This is a genomic window from Streptomyces yongxingensis (assembly GCF_055597465.1).
The window spans coordinates 10,749,437-10,770,270 of record NZ_CM145717.1 but is presented as its reverse complement, the minus strand read 5'-3'; the positions used below and the strand labels follow the sequence as shown (position 1 = coordinate 10,770,270).

The following is a 20,834-nucleotide window of genomic DNA, read 5'->3' as shown; positions in this document are numbered from 1 at the left end:
CATCAATGCCGCGCCGTAAGGCCCTTCGGCTGGGCGGACTCGCACTCCCTGTCATCGCCGCGCCGGCAGCGCTCACCGGATGCGGAACGGCCGCGGGCGCCGGCCGCGACGGCACGCTCCGGGTGGCGCAGCCGGCCGACCCCACCACGCTCGATCCGCACAAGCAGGGCGACATGGTCTCCATGAACGTCCTGATCAACATCTTCGACACCCTCACCACCCGGGATGTCTCGGGCCGACTCGCCGCCCGGCTCGCCACCTCCTGGGAGCCCCGGTCCAGGACCGTGTGGCGCTTCCGCCTCCGGAGAGGCGTGCGCTTCCACAACGGGGAGGAGTTCGACGCCGATGCCGTCAAGTTCTCCATCGAACGGGTCCTCGACCCGAAGACCCGGTCGCCGATCGTCGAGCTGCGGTATGTGACCTCGGTCCGCGTGATCGACCGCCACACCGTGGATGTGCACACCACGCTGCACGACCCGATCCTGCCCGCGAAGCTGTCGCTCTTCGGCGGCGTGATCGTGCCGCCGAAGTACCTCGCCGACGTCGGCGACGCCGCCTTCGCCCGGCGGCCGGTCGGCACCGGGCCGTTCGTCTTCGAGTCCTTCCGGCGCGATCGCGAGCTACGGCTGCGCGCCAACCGCCGCCACTTCCACGGCTCCCCCGGGGCCGACCGCCTGATCTTCCGCGCGCTGCCCAACCCCGCCTCCGCGCTGGCCGCGTTGCAGAGCGACGAGGTCGACCTGGTCACCGGGCTCACCCCGGACGCCGCCCGGCAGCTGTCCGGCTACGCGGGCGTGGAGCTGGAGAGCCACCGGGGCGTGCGGACCGCGTACCTCAATCTCGACACCACCTCCGGGCCGCTGCGCGACCGCCGCGTGCGGCAGGCGCTCAACCACGCCATCGACGTGCCGCTGCTCATCAAGGCCGTACTCGACGGAAAGGCGCGCGAGGTGCCCGCGATGCTGCCGCGCGGCGTGGTGGGTTTCGACGGGTCCGTCGAGCCCTTCCGGCGCTCCGTACGCACCGCCCGGCGGCTGCTCGCCGAGGCCGGCCACCCGCACGGCCTCACCACCACGCTCACCGCCTCGGGCGACGACGCCCAGGTCGCCGAGGCCATCTCCGGTCTGCTCGACCGCGTCGGCATCCGGGCCCGCGTCGAACTGCTCGACCCCGGCACCTTCTCCGCCCGCCTCACCTCCGACAACCGGCACGCGCTCGGCCCCCTCTACCTCGCCGCCTCCACCGCCTGGACGCTCGACGGCGCGTCCATGGTGCAGTCGAACGTGCGTCATGACCGGCGGCAGAGCCGGTGGGTGTCGAAGGAGGCCGACCGGCTCATCGACGCCGAGGAGCTGTCCATGGACCCCGAAGACCGGCAGCGCGCGTTCACCGCGCTCCAGCGCCTGATCAAGCGCGAGGCCCCGTTCGTACCGCTCTACCAGCAGGACATCATCCTCGCCCGGACCACCCGGGTGCGCTGGACACCGGTCGTCAACGGCTCGCTGGCCATGGAGAGCGCGGAGGTGAGGGCGTGACGGCCGCCTCCGTCCAGCCGACGGTCACCGTCGGCAGGCCGAAGTCCGGCCTCCTGCGCCATGTCCTGGTCCGCCTCGCCACCGCCGTCGGCGTGCTCTTCGCCGCCGCCACCCTGGCCTTTGTTCTGGTACGGCTCTCCGGCGACCCGGTCAAGCAACTGCTGCCCCCGGACGCCACCGCCGCCCAGGAGGCCACGCTGCGCTCCCAACTCGGCCTGGACCAACCCCTGATCGCGCAATATGGCGACTTCCTGTGGGGGCTGCTCCGGCTCGACCTCGGCGACTCGCTCGTCTACCACGAGCCGGTCAGCCAGGTCATCGCCGACCGTATCCCGGCCACCCTCGAACTCGCCGCCGGCGCCCTGGTGCTCAGCCTCGTCATCGCCATACCGGCCGGGATCTACGCCGCGACGCGCCGTGGCCGGGCCGGTGACACCGGCGTGATGACGGCGGTGCTGCTCGGCCAGTCCACCCCGCCGTTCTGGGTCGGCATCCTGCTGGTCCTGCTCTTCTCGGTACGGCTCAAGGTACTTCCGGCCTCCGGCTACGGCACCTTCGCACATCTGGTGCTGCCGGCCGTCACACTGTCCGTCTACTCCATCGCCGTCATCGCCCGGCTGCTGCGCTCCTCGCTCATCGACGTCCTCGGCTCGGACCACATCCGCACCGCGAGGGCCAAGGGACTCGGCCCGGCGCAGGTGGTGCTCGCGCACGGGCTGCGCAACGCCTCGCTGCCCACCGTCACCGTGATCGGCCTGGAGTTCGGCGGGCTGCTCGGCGGGGCCATCCTCACCGAGCAGGTCTTCTCCTGGCCGGGCATCGGACGGCTGACCGTGGAGGCCATCTCGCACCGGGACTTCCCGCTGGTGCAGGCGGCCGTCCTGTTCTTCGCCGCCGCCTTCGTGATCGTCAACCTGCTGGTCGACCTCTCCTACAGCCTCCTCGACCCGAGAGTGCGGGCCCAGCCATGACCGTCGTACGCAACCGGCTCGCCCTGGCGGCCCTCGGCGTCCTCGCGCTGCTGGTGATCGCCGCCGTCTTCTCACCCCTCCTCGCCCCGGACGACCCGGCCAAGCAGCAACTCCTCGCCCGTCTCACACCCCCGGCCTGGGAGGGCGGCGGCAGCCTCGCACACCCGCTGGGCACCGACCAGCTCGGCCGCGATGTGCTGTCCCGCGTGATCTACGGCTCCCGGGTCTCGCTCCTCGTCGGCATCGGGGCGGCGCTGCTCGCCGGTGTGGTGGGGGCGGCGTGCGGGCTGTTCGCCGGCTTCCGCGGCGGATGGCCGGACCGGATACTGATGCGCTTCGCCGATATCCAACTCGCCTTCCCCTCGCTGCTGCTGGCGCTCGCCATCGTCGGCTTCCTCGGCTCCGGGCTGTGGAACGTCGTCCTGGTGCTCGGCTTCACCGGCTGGGTGGCGTACGCCCGTGTGGTCCGCTCCGAGGTGTTGTCGCTGCGCACCCGGGACTATGTGACCCAGGCCCGGGCGACCGGGGTCACGGACCTCACGATCATGCGCCGGCACCTGCTGCCCAACGTCCTGCCGCACCTGGCCACCATCGCCACGCTGCACATCGCGGCCGCCATCGTCGCCGAGTCCTCGCTCAGCTACCTCGGCCTCGGTGTGCCCAAGGAGACCGTCACCTGGGGCTCGATGCTCGCCGACGGCCAGCTCTATCTCGGCACCTCCTGGTGGGTCGCGGTCTTCCCCGGGCTGGCGCTGATGCTCACGTCCCTGGCCATCAACATCACCGGCGACGCGCTGCGCGACGTCGCGGACCCGAAGGCGTACCGCCGATGACCACACATGCCCCCCATGCTCCCGTGCTCGAGATCCGCGATCTGCACGTCGACTTCCGGCTCGCCACCGGCCCCGTGCATGCCGTGCGCGGCGTGAGCCTGACGGCACACGCCGGAGAGACCCTGGCCGTCGTCGGCGAATCCGGCAGCGGCAAGTCGGCCACCGTGCTCGCCGCGCTGCGGCTCAACCCCGAGCCGCCGTGTGTCTACCCCGGCGGCGAGATCCTCCTCGACGGCCGCGATCTGCTCGCGCTGCCGGAGAAGCACCTGCGCGAGGTGCGCGGCAACGACGTCGCGATGGTCTTCCAGGACCCGATGACCAGCCTCGACCCGCTGCAGCGGGTCGGCAACCAGGTGGCCGAGGTGCTGCGCAGGCACCGCGGGGCCTCGCGCGCCGGGGCCCGGGCGGAGGCGGTACGGGCGCTGGACGAGGTCGGCATCCCGGATCCGGAACTGCGGGCACGGCAGTACCCGCACGAGCTGTCCGGCGGGCTGCGTCAGCGCGTGATGATCGCGACGGCGCTGGTCGGCCGGCCACGGGTGCTCATCGCCGACGAGCCGACCACCGCCCTGGACGTCACCGTGCAGCGCCAGATCCTGGACCTCCTCGCCGATCTGCGCGCCCGGCACGGTATGGCGGTGGTGCTGGTCACGCACGATCTCGGGGTGGTCGCGGAGACCGCCGACCGGGTCGTGGTGATGAACGCCGGCCGGGTCGTGGAGCACGGCACCGTCGCCGAGGTCTTCGAGACGCCCCGCCGGCAGTACACCCGCGACCTGCTCGCCGCCACCCCGCGACTGGAGCCGACGACATGACGACCGCCGACACGTCCCGGAGGACGACCACGAGGACGACGCTGCTCGAACTGGTCGGCCTGTCCAGGGAGTTCACCGGACCCGGTGGCACCCGCACCATCGCCGTCGACGACGTCACGCTCACGGTCGAGGACGGCGAGACCCTCGCCCTCGTCGGCGAGTCCGGCTCAGGGAAGACGACCCTGACCCGGCTGCTGCTGGGGCTGCTGGACCCCACCGCCGGGACCGTGCGCTTCGAGGGCCAGGACCTCGCCGGACTGTCGCCGGCCGAGATGCGCGCGCTACGGGCCGGGATGCAGGTCGTGCTCCAGGACCCGTACTCGAGCATGAATCCACGCATGAAAGTCACCGATATCGTGGCCGAGCCGCTGGTCACCCATGACGTCACCTACCGCGGACGGCGCGCCCGGGCGCGGCTGCGGGAGCGGGTCGGCGAGTTGCTGGAGTCGGTCGGGCTGCCGGCGCGGTCGCAGGACCGGTACCCGCACGAGTTCTCCGGCGGGCAGCGCCAGCGCATCTCCATCGCCCGTGCCCTGGCGTCCTCGCCGCGGCTCGTGGTGCTCGACGAGCCGACCAGCGCCCTCGACGTCTCCGTCCAGTCCCAGGTCCTCGACCTGCTGGCCGAGCTCCAGCAACGGCACGGCCTGACCTACGTGTTCGTCTCGCACAACCTCGCCGTGGTCCAGCGGATCGCCGACCGGGTGGCGGTGCTGCGGCGCGGCCAAGTGGTCGAGTGCGGGGAGACCGCCGCCGTGCTGGGCACGCCCCGGCACCCGTACACCCGCGAGCTGCTGGCCGCCGTGCCACGCCCCGACGCGTACCGGACCAGGACCAGGACCGGCACCGGCACCGGCACCGGCACCGGCACCGGCACCGCCAGCGGGACTACCGGTGCGTGAGGACCAGCCCCGCGCCCCCGAGCAGCGCCACGTCGTCCGGCCGGCCCGCCTCGCCCAGCACCACCCGCGGCGGGGCGGCCGTCGACCAGCCGCTGTCCCGCCGCAGCCGCTCCTCGACCCGGGCCCGGAACCCCTCTCCGCCCTCGACGGCCTCGCCGTGCAGCACGAACAGACCGGGGGCGAAGAGCTGCTGGATGGTGACCAGGCCGAGAGCGAGGTTGTCGGCGTACTCCTCGACCATCGGCCGGGTGCCGTCCCCGCGTCGTACCAGCCCCTCGAGCGTCATTCCGGTGCCCAGTCCCTCCGCCTGCGCCCGCCGCCGCAGCCAGCGCGTCGTGGCCACGGTCTTCCAGCAGCCGCGCGCCCCGCAGGTGCACGGCTCGCCACCGGCCAGCACCGTCATATGAGCTCCGCTGCGGCCACCGTGCGGGGCCAGCAACTCGCCGCCCGTGAACACCCCGACGCCCAGCACCTCGCCGGTGGACACCGAGGCGAAGGACCGAAGGCCCCGGCCCACGCCGAACCACCGGTCCCCCAGCACCTGGAGCCGGGCCCGGTGCTCGAGGTACACCGGCACCCCCAGCGCCCGCCGCAGCACCTCCACGACCGGGTAGCCGCGCAGCGCCGGCACGTCGTTGACCTCGATGAACGTGCCCCGCTCCGGGTCCACGAGGCCGGTCGCGGCCACACCGACCCCGGTCAGCTCACGCCCGTCGAAGCACTCCCGGGCGGCTTGCCGCACCGCCGCGTCCACTCCGGCCGCCTCCCGCGCGGCCGGGTCGTAGCCGGTCGCGGTGCGCCGCAGCAGTTCTCCGGAGCGGTCGACCAGCGCCGCGCGCACCTGCCCGGGCAGCACCTCCACCGCGCCCAGCAGCGGGCGTCCGGGGGCGACCGGGGGGTCGGGCACCAGGCGGAGCCGGGGGCGTCCGCCGTCGGGGGCGAGTGCGGCCATGCGCAGACTCTGCCACGCCATGAACCCAGGAGGTAGTACCACATTGCTCCGGCTGACCGAACTCACCTGGCGCGAGGCCCGGGCCGCGGGCGCGGACGCCGTCGCCCTGCTGCCCATCGGCTCGCAGGAACAGCACGCCGCCCACCTGCCGATGGGCACCGACACTCTGCTGGTCACGGCGGTGGTGGACCGGGCGGCCGAGCTGCTGGCGGACGCCGGGCCGCCGGTCGTACGTCTTCCCGCCCTGCCGTACGGGCACAGCCCGCACCACCTCTTCGCGGCCGCGGTGTCGCTGTCGGCGGGCACCCTGGCGGCGGTCCTCGCCGACATTCTGCGGTCCCTCACCGAGAGCGGCTTCCACCGCATCCTGATCGTCAACGGCCACGGTGGCAATGACGAGATCATGCGCCTGGCGGTCAAGGAACACGCCCTGCGGGCCGAGGGCGCGTTCGCGGCCTGCTCCTACTGGAGCCTCGGCGAGGCGCCGGAGAACCCCGGGCACGCCGGCCGCTACGAGACCTCCCTCATGCTCGCCGCCCACCCGGAGCTGGTCCGTACACCCATCGAGCCACAGCGTCCCGCCGGCGCCCCGCCGCTCTTCAACGCACCGCCGCACCCCGGCCTCACCGCCGAGCGGCACGGCGAGTGGGCGCGGGTGGGCGGGCTGACCGACGACCCGTCCACGGCTCGCCCCGACCCGGGCGAACTGTCCGCCCGCGCCGCCGAACTGGCCCAGGCCATAAGGGCATTCGCCGAAGCAACCGCCCCCGGTGCCATCTGAGGAGGACCTCGTACATGAAGGTCACACACGTCGACGTCTGGGTCGTGAACCTCCCCCTCACCTCCCCCTTCACCAGCTCCTTCGAGACCAAGACCGGCGAGACCCGCACCGTGGTCCGGATCCGGACCGACGAGGGGGTGGACGGCTGGGGCGAGACGATGTGGGGCCGGCCGGTGGCCGCGCTCGTCCGCAAGCTCGCGCCCGACCTCATCGGCACCAGCCCGTTCGCCCTGGAGTCCTTCCACCGCAAGCAGCACATGGTGCCGTTCTTCCACGGCTACCTCGGTTACGCCGCCATCGCCGCCCTGGACGTCGCCTGCTGGGACGCCATGGGCAAAGCCACCGGCCACGCGCTCACCGATCTGCTCGGCGGGGCGGTACGCGACACCGTCCCGCTCACCGCACTCGTCACCCGCGCCGACGGCGCCACCCCGGAAGCCCTCGCCGAGCACGCCACCCGGGTGGTGGCCGAGGGCGGTTTCCCGGCGGTCAAGCTCAAGGGCACCGGCGACGTGGACGGCGACGTCGCCAACCTCCGCGCGCTGCGTGCCGCACTGCCGGACACCGAGCTGCGCGTCGACCCCAACGCCGCCTGGTCGGTGCCGGATTCGGTACGCGCGGGCATCAAGCTGGAGGAGCTGGACCTGGAGTACCTGGAGGACCCGTGCCCCGGCATCGAGGGCATGAGCCAGGTGCGGACCAAGGTACGCATCCCGCTGTGCACGAACATGTGTGTCGTCCGCTTCGAGGACTTCGCCCCGGCGGTGCGGCTCGGCGCGGTGGACGTCGTCCACGGCGACGTCTACAAGTGGGGCGGCATCGCACCGACCAAGGCCCTCGCCGCCCACTGCGAGACCTTCGGCCTCGGCATGAACCTGCACAGCGGCGGCGAACTCGGCATCGCCACCGCAGCCCACCTCGCCGTGGTCGCCAGCACTCCGTTGCTCAGCCGCGCCATCGACAGCATGTACTACCTGCACGCCGATGACATCGCCGACCCGATCCCGCTCATCGACGGCCGCCTCGCCGTCCCGCGGGGCCCGGGCCTGGGCGTGCGCGTCGACGAGGAGAAGCTGCGGCACTACGCGGCGGTGAACGAGCGGGAGGGCGATCTGACGGGATGACGTCGAGGCGGGACGAGGGCGACCACGGGCTATTCCTTGACCGCCCCCGAGTTCGCCCCCTGCACGAAGTAGCGCTGGAAGCAGAAGAACAGCGCCGCGACCGGCAGGGTCGCCAGCAGGGCCGCCGCCAGCTTCAGCGGGTACTGCGTACCGCCGCCCAGCCCGCCGGAGACAAACCGCGCGAGCCCGGTCGTCAACGTCTCGTACTGGCCGGACTGCGTGGCCACCAGGAAGTGGGTGAACTCGTTCCACGAGCCCTGGAACGACAGGATCGTCAGGGTGATCAGCGCGGGCCGGGCCATCGGCAGCACCACCGACCAGAAGGTCCGGATCACCCCGGCGCCGTCCACCCGCGCGGCCTCCTCGACCTCCCGGGGGATCGACTCGAAGAATTGCTTCATGATGAAGATCCCGGCCGCGTCCACCATCAGCGGAAGGACCATGCCGGTGTAGGTGTCGAACAGCCCGAAGGTGTTCAGCACCAGGAACTTCGGGATCAGCAGCGCCACCCCGGGCACCGCCATCACCCCGATGACGAAGCCGAACAGCAGCGAGCGGCCCCGGAAGCGCAGCCGCGCCAGCGCGTACCCCGCCATCGAGTCGAACAGCACGCGCCCGGCGGTGACCAGGACCGCGACCAAGGTCGAGTTGCCCAGCCAGCGCAGGAACGGCACTCCGTCCCCGGCCTGGCTCAGCCCGAACAGCCGCTGGTAGGCGGCGGTCGTCGGGGTGGTGGGCACCAGTCCGAGGGGATGCGCCGCCGCGTCCGGGTCCGTCTTGAACCCGGTCACCAGCTGGAGCGCGAACGGCAGCAGGTACAGCAGTGCGACGCCCACCACCAGGGCGTATCCCAGCACCCGCAGCGGCAGCGGGAACCGCCCGAGCACCGGGCGCCCCCGCGCCGGGGCGGCGGCCTTGGCCTTGGACTTGGGCTTGGCCTTGGGCTTGACGGCGGCCGTGGCGGCGGTCGTGGCGTTGGCGTTCATCGGTTCCTCCCGGGGCGGGGACCGCGCTCCCGCAGCGCCCAGCGCTGCAGGGCGGTGATGAACAGGATCAGCGCGAGCAGGATGAAGGCGATGGCCGCGCCCTGCCCGAAGTCGGCGCCGTCGAAGGCCGCCGAGTACGACAGGAAGGCCGGCGTCAGCGTCGTGTTGCCCGGAGCGCCCTGGCCCATCACATACACCTGGTCGAAGACCTGCCAGGTGGCGATCGTCCCCAGGGTGAGGACGAGGAAGAGCACCGGCCGCAGCGCGGGCAGCGTGACGTGGCGCAGCATCTGGCGGCGGTTCACGCCCTCGATGGCGGCGGCCTCCTCCACCTCGCGCGGGATGTCCTGGAGGGCCGCGAGGAAGATCAGCATGAAGGTGCCGGATGTCGTCCACACGGCCAGCAGAATGATCGTGCACATCGCGACGGACGGACCGGACAGCCATTCGTACCAGGAAAGGCCCATGAAGGAGTGGTCGGCCAGCACACCCGTGGGGTGGTCGGGGTCGACGATCCCCAGGCCGCCGAGCAGCGTCGAGAGCACCCCGCGCGGGTCGGCGAACCAGTTCGGGCCCTTCACTCCGATCCAGGACAGCAGCGTGTTGACGGCACCACTGCCCTGGAAGAGGAAGAGGAAGACGGTGGAGACCGCGATCGAGCTGGTGACGGATGGGAAGAAGAACGTGGTGCGCAGGGCGCCCCGCGCGCGCAGCAGCCGCTGGTTGACGATCAGCGCCAGCACCAGCGCGAGCCCGGTCTGCAGCGGCACGGTCAGCAGTACGTAGTAGGCGTTGTTGCGCAGCGAGGTCGCGAAGAGGGTGCGGTCGAGACCGTCCTCGGTGAGCAGCGCCCGGTAGTTGTCCAGGCCCACGAACTTGGCCTGCCCGGTGAACGGGTTGGACTGACCGTTCCAGTCCAGCAGGCTGACCCACAGGGCCATCAGGATCGGCAGCACCAGGAACAGGCCGAGGATCAGCACCATGGGGCTGACGAACAGCCAGCCCCAGGCGCCTTCGCCGCGGCGGCGCCCCGCGGGCGGGGTGTTCGGGGTGCGGGGCGCCGCCTTGGGGCCGGACCCGCCGGGCGCGTCGGACGCGCCCGGCGAGCCGGCCGTACGGGGATCCCCGCCGGTGGCCCCGGGGGCCGGGCGGGGATCGGACGACGCGCCGCGAGGGGTGCGGCGCGCCGTACGAGGGGTGGTGCGGAAGGGCATGGCGGCTCAGTCGCCCTTCGCGAGGGTCTGTTCGCCGTTGCGCTGCAGGTCGGCGAGGATCTTCTTCGGGTCCGTGGTGCGCAGCGACTGGAGTTCGGTGTTGAACTGGCTGAGCACCTTCTCGAACCCGGCGACGGTCACCGGGCCCTGCGCGTAGGCGCCTGCGTCGACCCAGGCCCTGGCGTCCGGCTCCTGCTTCGCGTATTCGGCGAGGGCGCTGGTGCGCGAGGGCATCACCCCGAACGCGTCGGCGAACTTCAGCTGCTGCTCACCGGAGCTGAGGTACTTCACCAGGTCCACGGCCGCCGACCGGTGGGCGCTCTCGGCGGCCACGCCCCAGCAGTTGCTGAAGGCCAGCGTGGCCTTCCCGGCCGGTCCCGCGGGCAGCGGGACCACCTTGTACGCCACCTTCGGGTAGTCGAGCTTCATGCCACCGGTCAGCCAGTTGCCCTCGATGGTCATGGCGGCCTTGCCCTTGCCGAGGGCCTCGCCGCCCCAGCTGGTGTCGACCTGCTTGGCATACTTCATCGAGCCGGACCGCAGCAGCGACCTCACGAAGCCGAGCCCCTCGGCGTTCGGCGCGCTGTCGGCGGTCATCTTCGTCTGCTTCGCGTCGGTGATCCATCCGCCCGCCTGCTTCATGAAGACGCCGAGTCGCTGGTACTCGTCGCTGGTGACCAGGCCGGTGACCCCGTCTCCGGTGAGTTTGCCGGCGACCTTCCTCAGCTCGTCCCAGGAGGTGGGGTAGTCCTTCTCGGTCAGCCCCGCCTTCTTCCACAGGTCGGTGTTGATGGCGAGGGCGAGGGTGGAGGTGTCCTTGGGCAGGCACACCAGCTTCCCGTCGTAGGTGAAGGAGGTGCGCAGAGGCTCGGCGAAGTCGTCCGCGTCCTTGATCTTGTCGCCGTACGCGTACAGGGAACCGCCCTTGGCGTAGTTCGCGAACTGGTCGGAGTTGACGTAGAAGACGTCCGGCGGCTTGTGCCCGGCGAAGGACTGGGCCAACTGCTGGTTCATGTCCTTGGCGGCTTCGACGGTCACCTTGTTGCCTGACTGCTTCTCGTACGCGGCCGCGGCCTCCTTGACCGCCTTGGTCTCGGCGTCGCCCGAGGTGGCTATCAGCACCTTCAGGTGCTGTTCGGCGTTGGTGTCCTGCTGCGTCTCCTTGTCGTCACCGAAGCTCGACGAGCAGCCGGTGGCGGCCAGGAGCGCCGCGCAGGTGACGAGGGCGGCGGTGGCCGTGCGGGGGGCCATGATTCCTCCGTGGATTCGGGATGGTACGTGCGGCTCGGGGGGGGTGGAGGAGAGGTGAGGTTCGGGGCGCGGCGCCTCATGGCGCCGGCGCGTCAGGGCACCAACGCGGGAGAGCGCCGGTACGTCAGGGCTTCGGCGCCGGGGTGCTGTCGCGGACGACGAGGGACGGCTCCAGCAGGACGCGCTCCGGTGGCGCGGCCGGGTTGGCCATCCGGGCCAGCAGCAGCCGCACGCACTCACCTCCGACCGCCTCCAGCGGCTGGGCGACCGTGGACAGGGAGGGCGAGAGGATCCCGGCGGTCGGCGAGTCGTCGAAGCCGACCACGGCGACGTCCCGGCCCGGGACGGCGTCCCGCTCGCGCAGCGCGTGATAGCAGCCGAGCGCCAGCATGTCGCTGGCCGCGACCACCGCCGTGACACCCGCGTCCAGTAAGGGCTTCACGGCGATCCGGGCCGCCTCGACGTCCCCCGCGCTCTCCGCGCGCCGTCCGCGCGTCGGGAGCCCGTGCCGGCGCATGGCCCGCTGCCAGCCCTCGGCACGGTCGTCACCGACGCCGGAGCCGCGCGGCCAGCCCAGGAAGGCGATCCTGCGGTGCCCGAGGGCGACCAGGTGCTCCACGGCGGCGTCCGTGCCCGAGGCACCGTCGACGTCGGCCCAATCACCGATCTGCCGCCCCGACCACATCCGGCCGAAGCCGACGAACGGTACGCCCCGCTTGGCCAGCCACGCCTGGCGGGGATCCTGGCGGGCGGTGTTGCTGAGCACGAAGCCGTCGACGTCGTGCCGGCCGAGCAGTTCCTCGTACCCATCCAGGCTCGGGCCGCCGGGCGGGCAGGCGAACAGCAGTATCCGGTAGCCGGCCTCGTCGGCGGCCTGCGACAGGGCGTGCAGGAAGCGGTCCATGACCGGGGCCGTGTCGCCCCCCGGGACGGGCTGGATGCCGTAGCCGATCAGCTTGCTGGAGCGGGTGCGCAGCGTCTGCGCGGCACGGCTCGGGCGGTAGCCCATCTCGTCGATCACCGCGCGGACTCGCTCCAGGGTCTCGGGGCGCAGCAGGTCCGGGGAGTTGATCGCGTTGGACACGGTCTGCGGGGAGACACCGGCCCGGCGGGCGACCATGGCGAGGGTCACCGGGCCGCCCTTGGGCGAGGGACTGCTGGTGGAGCGGGGCATACGGGTCTCCGGCGTACGAGGGTCTGAACCTGGTCCTACGAGCTTGATTTGAGCGTTCCAAAGGCATTGTCAGCGCTCTGAGGAGGCCGTTAGTGTCTTTGGATCGATCTAATGCTGAGAGGTTCTACTCCTTTGGACACCACTGTCAAGGCCCAGGACACCAAAGAACCGGTCACGGCCCCCGCTTCGGTGGCCGCGGCCCTACAGCCGTTCCTGCACGACGCGGTCGTCACGCTGTACGCGCCGAGCTTCGTGGTCTCGCGCGCGGACGGACAGCTCGACGGGGGTGCGGACGGCTTCTACCACGGCGACGGCAGGGCGCTGTCCCACCTGACCGTCACGGTGGGGTCCATTGCCCTGGCGCCGGTCGGCGGCGGGCTCAGGGGAGCCGACCGGGCGGACTTCCGGGCGATCCTGCGGGGGCTCGGGGAGGTGACGCCCGACCCGGCGGTGGCCCTGAACCGCCGCCGGACCGTCGCCTCCGGGCGGCTGGAGGAGCGCTTCGAGGTCACCAACGCGGGCACCCGGCGGGTCGGTTTCCGGCTCGCGGTCACGGCCGGCACGGACCTCGCCCCGATGGAGCGGGTGAAGTCGGGTCACGTCCTGGATCCGGTGCCGGCGCGGGCCGAAGGCGCGGAAGGCGCCGGGGGCAGCGGTCTGGTGTGGTCCCGCGACGAGTTCGCCGTACGCCTGGTCAGCGAGCCCGCGCCGGACGCCCTTGACGCGCCGGAGGGCCGGCTGTCGTACGACGTCGCACTGGACCCCGGCGCCTCATGGACGGTGACGCTGCGCTGCACGGCGGCGTACGCGGACGGTGACCAGTTCCCGGCCGCCCCGGCGGACGCCGTACCCTGGCGCACCCCGGCCCTGCGCAGCGCGGACCGGCGCTTCGACCACTGGCTGGACCAGTCGGTCGCCGACGCGGACCGGCTGCGCCTGGTGGACCCCCGGTCCGCGGAGGGGCGCACGGGGGGCGTTGATCAGTTCCTGGCCGCCGGAGCTCCGTGGTTCCTGACCCTCTTCGGCCGCGACTCGTTGTGGGCCGCTCGTATGCTGCTCCCGCTCGGCACCGAGCTCGCGGCCGGTACGCTGCGCACGCTCGCCCGCCGCCAGGGGGCGGTGGCCGACCCCGCCACGGAGGAGCAGCCGGGGAAGATCTTGCACGAAGTGCGGCGCGGCACCCAGAACTTCACCGACACCTTCGCCGTCCCGCCGGTGTACTACGGCACGGTCGACGCGACCCCCCTGTGGATCACACTGCTCCACGACGCCTGGCGCTGGGGCCTGGCCCCCGAGCAGGTGGAACAGTTGCTGCCGCACACCGAGTCGGCGCTCGCGTGGATCCGCGACCAGGCGGCCGCGGCCGGCGACGGCTTCCTCAGGTACGTCGACCGGACCGGGCGGGGCCTGGCCAACCAGGGCTGGAAGGACTCCGGCGACGCCATCCGCCATCGCGACGGCCGGCTCGCCGACCCGCCGATCGCGCTGTGTGAGGTGCAGGCGTACGCGTACGAGGCGGCGCGGGGCGGAGCGGCGCTGCTGCGCGCCTTCGGGCGGCCGGGTGCGGACGCGTGGGAGCAATGGGCGGAGGGGCTCGCCACCCGCTTCCGGAAGCGCTTCTGGGTGGAGGACGCGCAGGGCCCGTACCCGGCGGTCGCGCTGGACCGCGACGGCCGGCCGGTGGACTCGGTCACCTCGGGCTTCGGCCACCTTCTCGGAACGGGCCTGCTGAACCAGGAGGAGAGCGCGGCGCTGGCGGCCCGGTTGACCGGCCCCGGCCTCGACTCGGGCCACGGTCTGCGCACCTTGAGCAGCGACTCGGTGGGCTTCAACCCGTACGGCTACCACATTGGTTCCATCTGGCCGCACGACACCGCGATCGCTGTGCACGGCCTGGTCAGGGCCGGCTTCCCGGACGCCGCGGCGCCGCTGGCGGCGGGCCTGCTGACGGCGTCGGCGGGGTTCGCCGGACGCCTGCCCGAGCTCTTCGCAGGCCACGGCGCCGCGGCGGGCCCGCACCCCGCCCCCTACCCCGCCTCCTGCCGCCCCCAGGCATGGGCGGCCGCTTCCTCGGTCCTGGTGCTGCGCTCGGCCCTCGGCCTGGACGCGGACGTCCCGGGCGGCACGGTCACGGTGGCCCCCGCCTTCGCCGGGGCGTACGCCCCGCTGACGGTGACGGGGCTCCAGGTCGGCGGCGCCCGGCTGGACATCGCGCTGGCGGCGGACGGAGCGGTGAACGTGACGGCACCGGAGGAGCTGACGGTGGTCTCAGGCTGACGCGGCGCCCCCGATGCCCCGGCGACGGCTCCGCGCGGCGGCAAAGGCGCCGAGGCCCGTCGCCCGGGCAACGTTCGACGAACGTTGCCCGGGCGAACCGAGGGCTGCCCCGGGGCCGACACGGCCCGGGGCCCCCGGCTCTGCCCAGGGGCGAAGTGACCGGCGGTAGCCCTTGGTCGTACTCGCCTGTGCTCAGTCCTTGTAGTCGGGGGCGATCCGCTCGACCATCCGGAGCAGTGCCGCCCAGGCGAGGTCGTACGCCTTGTCGTCCTGGAGGTCGGAACTGTCGTCCTCGCCGGCCAGTTGGCGCGCGGTGAGTCGGCAGATATCGGGGTGGGGAATGATGAGCTCGGAGCCGGCGGCCGTGGCCGCGGTCTGTATCTCGCATGCCTTGTCGAGGTAGTACATGCGCAGGAACGCTTGGGCTGGGGTCTCGCCGACCGTGAGCAGGCCGTGGTTGCGCAGGATCATCGCCGGGTGGTCGTCGAGGTCGGCGACGAGTCGCTGCTGTTCGGCGAGGTTGAGGGCGACGCCCTCGTAGTCGTGGTAGCCGAGCCTGCCGTAGAACTCCATGGAGATCTGGTTGAGCGGGAGGAGGCCGTCCTCCCGCGCGGCGACCGCGCAGCCGGCCTTGGTGTGGGTGTGCAGGACGCAGTGGGCGTCGGGGCGGGCGGCGTGGATGGCGCTGTGGATGACGAAACCGGCGGGGTTGACGGGGTGCGGGGTGTCCTCGACGGGCCGGCCGGAGAGGTCGACCTTGACCAGGTTCGACGCGGTGATCTCCTCGAAGAACAGGCCGTAGGGGTTGATCAGGAAGTGGTGCTCGGGTCCGGGGAGCCGGACGGAGATGTGCGTGAAGATCAGGTCGGTCATCCGGAAGTGCGCCACGAGGCGGTACACGGCGGCGAGTTCGCGGCGCAGGCGGTGTTCCTCGTCGGAGGTGGCCTGGGCGGTGTGGTCGGTGCGGAGTATCACTTCGGTCATGAGTGATCCTTCTTCTCGTGGGTCTGATGGCCGGCCGGACCCCGGGCTGGTTCGCCCGGGGTCTGTGTCGGTGAGTGGGCCGCCGACGCCGTCGGTTTGATCAGGCCGCGCTGAATTCGGGGGTGCTGGTGGGCTCTCCCGCCAGGCGGCGGCGCCATGCCTCGACGACGGCTTCCTCGGTCGGCCTGGTCATGAGGCTGACGGCCACGTAGGCGATGAGGTTGGCGAGCAGGCCGTAGTAGACCGGTTCGTTGGCGAGGAATCCCTCGGTCACCATAAAAGTGATCACGGTGGCGCCACCCGCGACCATCGCGGCCATGGCGCCGGGCAGGTTTCCGCGCCTCCAGATCAGGCCGCCGAGGATGGGGACGAGCAGGCCACCGACGAGCAGGTTGTAGGCGACGGTGAGGGCCTCGATGACGTCCCCGAGGAGGCAGGCGATGACCATGGAGGCCACGCCGAGGATGACGATGGCCAGGCGGTTGGAGCCGATCTCGTCCTGGTCCTCCGGGCTGACAGGGGCCTCCTGGCGGCCGCGGTGGCGCAGCCGGGCCCAGATGTCATTGTTGGCGACGGTGGCGGAGGCGATCAGGGCGCCGCTGGCGGTGGACATCATCGCGGACAGGGCGGCGGCCAGGACCAAGCCCCTGATTCCGGTGGGCAGGGCGTGCTTGACGATGGTGGCGAATGCCTCGTCGGCGCTGGCCAGGTTGGGGTAGAGCACCTTGGTGGCCATGCCGATGAAAGCTCCGGCGAGGGCATAGACGAGACAGTAGACGCCGGCGACGGTGCCGCCCCAGGCGGCGACCTTGTCGGTGCGGGCGGTGAAGACCCGCTGCCAGATGTCCTGCCCGATGAGCATGCCGAAGGTGTAGATCAATACGAAGGTGAAGATGGCCTGTCCGCCGATGGAGGTCGGGGAGAGGTAGCCGTGCGGGAGACGGTCGGCCATGGCGGCGAGTCCGCCGGCCTTGACCACTGCGATGGGCAGCAGCAGGACGAGGACGCCCAGGCTCTTGACCACGAACTGGACCATGTCGGTGAGCGTGATGGACCACATGCCGCCGAGCGCCGAGTAGCCGACGACGATCGTGCCACCGATGACGACCGCGACCCAGCGCGGAACATCGAACAGGACGTCGAAAACGCTCGCGTAGGCGATGGTGGAGGTCACGGCCAGCATGAGGGTGTAGACCCACATGACGACGCCGGAGACGACGCTGGCGGCGTCGCCGTAGCGCAGGGAGAGCATCTCGGCGACGGTGTAGACCCGCAGCCGGGCGATCCGGGCGGAGAAGAAGACGCTCAGGGCCAGCAGCCCGAGTCCGATGGAGAAGACCATGGCGGCGCCGGAGATGCCGTAGGTGTAGCCCAGGCGTACGCCGCCGATGGTGGAGGCGCCGCCCAGGACGACGGCGGCCATCGTGCCGGTGTACATGAGGGGGCCCAGGCGTCGTCCAGCGACCAGGAAGTCGCTCTTGGAAGCGGCGCGTTTCTTGCCCCACCAGCCCACGCCGACGATGCCCAGCAGGTATCCGGCCATGACGAGGTAGTCGACGGTCAACGGGGTCCTCCGATTCGCTGCGGCCGGCGCCTGATGCGCGAAGCCGTCACAGGGGCTGTTTCGGGGAAGGGCAGCGGCTGCGCGCCATGTGGGGAGACCGGCGGCGCAGCACTGGGGAGAGGGGAGAGATGGGGAGGTGATGTGCACATGGGCAAGGGCCAGGGGTGGTGCCCTGCTGTCACCCGACCGTAGCTACCGGTCGTCCTGTTGCTGAAGTGCGGGTTTCATCCAATATGGAGTCGTCCGTTGGATGAAACCGGCACTCCTGCGCAGTGCCGCCGGGCTGGGAGGATGCCTCCTCATGACCGAGACCGAGCAGCCGTCCGTTCCCCTCAGCGTGCTGCTGGCCGACCCGGAACTGGGCCTGTGCCAGGTCGCCGGACCGGCCGAGGAGCGCCGTATCAGCACCGTCGGCACCACGGAGATCGATGACCCCACGCCCTACCTCGTCGGCGGCGAGCTCCTCCTGACCGCAGGGGTTCGCCTCCCGCGCTCCGCGGACAGCATCGACACCTACGTGCGGCTCGTCGTCGCCGCCGGGGTGGCCGCGCTCGGGTTCGGCGTCGCCCCCGTACACGAGGAGGTGCCACCCGAACTCGCCGCCGCCTGTGACCGCCACGGGCTGCCGCTCCTGCGGCTGCCGCCGGCCACACCGTTCGTGGCGGTCGGGCAGGCCACGTACGCCGCCATCGCCGAGGCCCGCAACCGTGAGCTGAGGGACATCTCCAAGGCTCAGTCGGCCCTTGCCTCCGCTGCTGCCCGTCCGGATGCGCTCCAGGCCGTACTCACCCAGCTCAGCACCCACACCAGGGCCTGGGCGGTGCTTTTCGACGCCCAGGGCAACGAACTGTTCAGCGCCGGTCCTCGCCCCCCGGCTCCCGCACCGCGGCGCGTGCGCGACCTCGCCGTACGCACCACCGCGCGCACCAGCCGACGTCACGCGGCGGACAGACCAGCTCCTCCCGCGGCGGCAGCGGATCACCACGGGGGCATCCACCTGACCGTCCACACCCTGCCCGGCGCTGACGGCGCCACCACGCCGCTGGCCCTCGGCCAGGCCACCACCACGGCCCCGACTCTGGTCCACCGCCAGGTGACCAGTACGGCGACCGTCCTGCTGGCCCTGCTCACCAGCCCGCGGCACGCCCTGGGCACCGATACTCACAGCGTCGGCGCACTGGTACGGCTGATGCTCGGGGCCTCCCCTGCCCAGGTAGCGCCCGCCCTGGCCCCCGCCGGCCGAACGAGCGGCGAGCACTGGATCGTGGTCCACGGACGGCACATCCCCAGACGCTCCACACCGGCACCGCCGACCGCGCCGACCGGTGACGATCCGGCCCAGCTCGCGACGCTGGGCACCGCGCTGGGCACGCCGTACCTGTACATCGACGGCCCTGGCCTGAGGGCGCTGGTCCCCAGCGCACCGGACACCCGGCCCAGCGCCCCCGTGCAGGCCGCCGACCTTGGGTGGGTCCTGGGCTTCAGCGCGCCCGCAGCCGTCCCCGACCTGCCACAAGCCGACCGCCAGGCCGAACTCGCCCTGCAGCGCGCGATCGCCGCGGCTGCCCCCGCCGTCGTGCACTCCTCCGACCCGCTCGGCCTTGATGCGATCGTCGCGCCCGCCGACGCCCAAGAGCTCGCCCGGATCCGCTTCGCCCCGCTGGACCAGGCCGGCTCACCGGGCGCCACGGTCCTCCTGGACACCCTGCGGACCTGGCTGAACCTGCACGGCAGCTGGGACCGCGCCGCGGCAGCCTTGCAGGTCCACCGCAACACCGTGCGCCACCGCCTCGCTCGGGTCGCCGAACTCCTCGACGTCGACCTGCGGGACCCGGGCGTCCGCATGGAACTCTGGTTCGCCCTGCGCTGGCTGCCCGACGGGCATCGCACACACCACCCTTGACCGGCACACCTGAGCGGCCACGGGCGGCGTCACAGTTGGGTGCCGCCGCCGTCCACCGCGAGCTCGGCGCCGGTGGTGTAGGTCGCGTCGAAGGCGAGGAAAACGGCGGCACGCGCGACCTCCTCCGGATTCCCTACGCGCCCCATCGGAATCTGCGCGGCGAAACCGGCCACCATTTCATCCGCCACCTCCGCGGGCAGCCTCTCGTACAGAATTCCTGTGTCGATCGGCCCCGGGCTCACCGCATTGACACGTATGCCGCGCGGCAGCAGTTCACGAGCCCAGGTTCGCGCCATCGACCGGAGGGCCGCCTTGCTCGCCGAGTAGACACTGTGGTCCGACTGCCCCAGCACGTCCAAGACCGAGGTGGTCAGCACCACCCCGCTGCCCTCGGCCAGCAGCGGCAGCAGCCGCTGCAAGGTGAAGTAGGGCCCCTTGGTGTTGGCCGCGAAGATGGCGTCGTACATCTGCTCGGTCGTCGCCTCGAACGACACCGAGTCGGTGATGCCCGCATTCAGGAACACCGCGTCCAGTTGACCGAACGCCTCCTCGACCTTCCCCGCCAGGGCGTCGATATCGGCTTTTGAGGTGGCGTCGCTGCGAACCGCGATCAGCCCCTCTTTGCCCGCCGTTTCCAGCGCGGCTTCCTTACGCCCCGTGACCATCACCTGAGCACCCTCGGCCGCCAGCAGACGTGCGATCGACAGGCCGATTCCACTACTGCCACCGGTGACGAGGGCGCGCTTTCCGTCGTAATTTCCCATGTTCCGATTCAAATCCGGGACCGGCGACGGCGTCCAAGACCTGATCCGCAACCCGTCATGCGCCTACTGCATGGGGGTAGGCTCGAGGCGTGCGCGTTCCCGGCTCGGACCTCGATCTGCGGCTCGTCGGCTACTTCACGGTCGTCGCGGAGCACGCCAACTTCGGCCGTGCCGCCGCGGTGCTGCACGTCGCGCAGCCGTCCCTGAGCCGCCAGATCCGTACGCCGGCTGCGGCACCGACACCCCACGGCCCGCATCCGCACCCGCCACCTGGAGTGGAACGACGCCCACGCCCTCACCGACCGCCGCGTGGACGCCCTGGTCGCCCGCGCCCCACTGCCCTTCCCCACCGACCGGCTGCGCCTCACCGAGCTGTGGACCGAGCCACGGGTCCTGGTCGTCTCCACGGACCACCGCCTGGCCGGAAAGGAATCGGTAACCGTCGACGACCTCAGCGAAGAAGTTCTGCCGCAATGCCCGAGCGCGGTCCCGCAATGGAGCGACTTCGCCCGCCTGGAGCCGCGCCCGGATGGCGTTCCGGCTCGCAGTGCGCCGATCGACTACGAATCGTTCGAGGACAAGCTCGACCTGGTCGCCGAGGAGCGGACGGTCTTGATTCTGGCCGCCGGCGACCGGCGGCCCCAACTGCGCCCCGGCCTGACCACCGTGCCCATCGAGGGCATCGACCCGGTCCGCGTCGTCCTGGCGACCCGCGCGGCCGATGCCAACCCTCTGATCACCGATTTCCTGAACGCCTGGCCATCCGACACGCCCACTCCTCGGGGTCACTGAGCAGGGCACAGGGGA

At 71.8% G+C, this 20,834-nt stretch carries 18 protein-coding genes and 1 pseudogene; 11 read left to right on the top strand and 8 right to left on the bottom strand.

From position 1 onward, the window contains the following. Positions 1–5 precede the first annotated feature (5 nt). The 5 genes from ACZ6TD_RS45665 to ACZ6TD_RS45645 are packed head-to-tail and all read left to right on the top strand — an operon-like array spanning position 6 to position 5,053. The gene (locus ACZ6TD_RS45665) at positions 6–1,535 is read left to right on the top strand and encodes an ABC transporter substrate-binding protein (protein ID WP_471358638.1); all 1,530 of its coding nucleotides are present in this window, start codon (positions 6–8) and stop codon (positions 1,533–1,535) included. Further along, complete coding sequence (locus tag ACZ6TD_RS45660; protein WP_471347852.1) at positions 1,532–2,506, top strand: ABC transporter permease; 975 nt, start codon at positions 1,532–1,534, stop codon at positions 2,504–2,506. Before ACZ6TD_RS45665 ends, ACZ6TD_RS45660 begins: the two co-directional genes overlap by 4 nt. Beyond that, a complete protein-coding gene (locus tag ACZ6TD_RS45655) occupies positions 2,503–3,339 on the top strand; it encodes an ABC transporter permease (protein ID WP_471347850.1) in 837 nt (278 codons plus the stop codon). The genes ACZ6TD_RS45660 and ACZ6TD_RS45655 overlap by 4 nt, the downstream gene beginning before the upstream one ends. Next, positions 3,336–4,154, top strand: coding sequence for an ATP-binding cassette domain-containing protein (locus ACZ6TD_RS45650; protein WP_471347848.1), 819 nt, complete (start codon positions 3,336–3,338; stop codon positions 4,152–4,154). Before ACZ6TD_RS45655 ends, ACZ6TD_RS45650 begins: the two co-directional genes overlap by 4 nt. Continuing rightward, the gene (locus tag ACZ6TD_RS45645; RefSeq protein WP_471347846.1) at positions 4,151–5,053 is read left to right on the top strand and encodes an ATP-binding cassette domain-containing protein; all 903 of its coding nucleotides are present in this window, start codon (positions 4,151–4,153) and stop codon (positions 5,051–5,053) included. The genes ACZ6TD_RS45650 and ACZ6TD_RS45645 overlap by 4 nt, the downstream gene beginning before the upstream one ends. Here the strand turns inward: ACZ6TD_RS45645 and ACZ6TD_RS45640 are convergent. Continuing rightward, entirely contained in the window at positions 5,040–6,005 is a 966-nt protein-coding gene (locus ACZ6TD_RS45640) for an ROK family protein (RefSeq protein WP_471347844.1), read from the bottom strand. The genes ACZ6TD_RS45645 and ACZ6TD_RS45640 overlap by 14 nt on opposite strands. Positions 6,006–6,024: 19 nt before the next feature. Between ACZ6TD_RS45640 and ACZ6TD_RS45635 the strand changes: the two genes are divergently transcribed. Together ACZ6TD_RS45635 and ACZ6TD_RS45630 are read left to right on the top strand one after the other, a co-directional pair. After that, on the top strand, positions 6,025–6,786 hold the full coding sequence (locus tag ACZ6TD_RS45635; protein ID WP_471347842.1) for a creatininase family protein: 762 nt from the start codon (positions 6,025–6,027) through the stop codon (positions 6,784–6,786). A 14-nt stretch (positions 6,787–6,800) separates the two neighbouring features. Continuing rightward, on the top strand, positions 6,801–7,910 hold the full coding sequence (locus tag ACZ6TD_RS45630; RefSeq protein ID WP_471347840.1) for a mandelate racemase/muconate lactonizing enzyme family protein: 1,110 nt from the start codon (positions 6,801–6,803) through the stop codon (positions 7,908–7,910). A 29-nt stretch (positions 7,911–7,939) separates the two neighbouring features. Here ACZ6TD_RS45630 and ACZ6TD_RS45625 read toward each other — a convergent pair whose 3' ends face one another. The 4 genes from ACZ6TD_RS45625 to ACZ6TD_RS45610 all read right to left on the bottom strand — a co-directional run bounded on the left by ACZ6TD_RS45625 (position 7,940) and on the right by ACZ6TD_RS45610 (position 12,535). After that, positions 7,940–8,896, bottom strand: coding sequence for a carbohydrate ABC transporter permease (locus tag ACZ6TD_RS45625; protein ID WP_471347838.1), 957 nt, complete (start codon positions 8,894–8,896; stop codon positions 7,940–7,942). Continuing rightward, positions 8,893–9,879 carry a carbohydrate ABC transporter permease gene (locus ACZ6TD_RS45620; RefSeq protein ID WP_471358634.1) on the bottom strand — a complete coding sequence of 329 codons (987 nt, stop codon included), beginning with the start codon at positions 9,877–9,879 and terminating at the stop codon, positions 8,893–8,895. The genes ACZ6TD_RS45625 and ACZ6TD_RS45620 overlap by 4 nt, the downstream gene beginning before the upstream one ends. A gap of 237 nt (positions 9,880–10,116) precedes the next feature. Next, positions 10,117–11,361: a sugar ABC transporter substrate-binding protein gene (locus tag ACZ6TD_RS45615; protein WP_471347836.1), complete on the bottom strand. Its 1,245-nt coding sequence runs from the start codon at positions 11,359–11,361 to the stop codon at positions 10,117–10,119. Between the two features lie 124 nt (positions 11,362–11,485). After that, a complete protein-coding gene (locus tag ACZ6TD_RS45610) occupies positions 11,486–12,535 on the bottom strand; it encodes a LacI family DNA-binding transcriptional regulator (RefSeq protein WP_471347835.1) in 1,050 nt (349 codons plus the stop codon). Positions 12,536–12,667: 132 nt separating this feature from the next. Between ACZ6TD_RS45610 and ACZ6TD_RS45605 the strand changes: the two genes are divergently transcribed. Continuing rightward, positions 12,668–14,812 carry an amylo-alpha-1,6-glucosidase gene (locus tag ACZ6TD_RS45605; protein ID WP_471347833.1) on the top strand — a complete coding sequence of 715 codons (2,145 nt, stop codon included), beginning with the start codon at positions 12,668–12,670 and terminating at the stop codon, positions 14,810–14,812. 192 nt (positions 14,813–15,004) lie between these two features. Here ACZ6TD_RS45605 and ACZ6TD_RS45600 read toward each other — a convergent pair whose 3' ends face one another. Both ACZ6TD_RS45600 and ACZ6TD_RS45595 read right to left on the bottom strand, forming a co-directional pair. After that, positions 15,005–15,796 carry a class II aldolase/adducin family protein gene (locus ACZ6TD_RS45600; RefSeq protein ID WP_471347831.1) on the bottom strand — a complete coding sequence of 264 codons (792 nt, stop codon included), beginning with the start codon at positions 15,794–15,796 and terminating at the stop codon, positions 15,005–15,007. A 100-nt stretch (positions 15,797–15,896) separates the two neighbouring features. Then, the gene (locus tag ACZ6TD_RS45595) at positions 15,897–17,360 is read right to left on the bottom strand and encodes a sodium:solute symporter family protein (protein ID WP_471347829.1); all 1,464 of its coding nucleotides are present in this window, start codon (positions 17,358–17,360) and stop codon (positions 15,897–15,899) included. A 301-nt stretch (positions 17,361–17,661) separates the two neighbouring features. Here ACZ6TD_RS45595 and ACZ6TD_RS45590 point away from each other — a divergent pair, with 301 nt between their 5' ends. Beyond that, positions 17,662–19,263 carry a PucR family transcriptional regulator gene (locus ACZ6TD_RS45590; protein WP_471347827.1) on the top strand — a complete coding sequence of 534 codons (1,602 nt, stop codon included), beginning with the start codon at positions 17,662–17,664 and terminating at the stop codon, positions 19,261–19,263. 29 nt (positions 19,264–19,292) lie between these two features. On the opposite strand, the gene ACZ6TD_RS45585 is transcribed toward ACZ6TD_RS45590, so the two are convergent. Beyond that, on the bottom strand, positions 19,293–20,027 hold the full coding sequence (locus tag ACZ6TD_RS45585; RefSeq protein ID WP_471347825.1) for an SDR family oxidoreductase: 735 nt from the start codon (positions 20,025–20,027) through the stop codon (positions 19,293–19,295). Positions 20,028–20,116: 89 nt separating this feature from the next. On the opposite strand from ACZ6TD_RS45585, the pseudogene ACZ6TD_RS45580 reads away from it, so the two are divergent. Both ACZ6TD_RS45580 and ACZ6TD_RS45575 read left to right on the top strand, forming a co-directional pair. Further along, positions 20,117–20,200: pseudogene (locus ACZ6TD_RS45580) on the top strand (hypothetical protein); the annotation flags it as partial. Between the two features lie 55 nt (positions 20,201–20,255). After that, positions 20,256–20,819, top strand: coding sequence for a LysR substrate-binding domain-containing protein (locus tag ACZ6TD_RS45575; protein ID WP_471358631.1), 564 nt, complete (start codon positions 20,256–20,258; stop codon positions 20,817–20,819). Positions 20,820–20,834 lie beyond the last annotated feature (15 nt).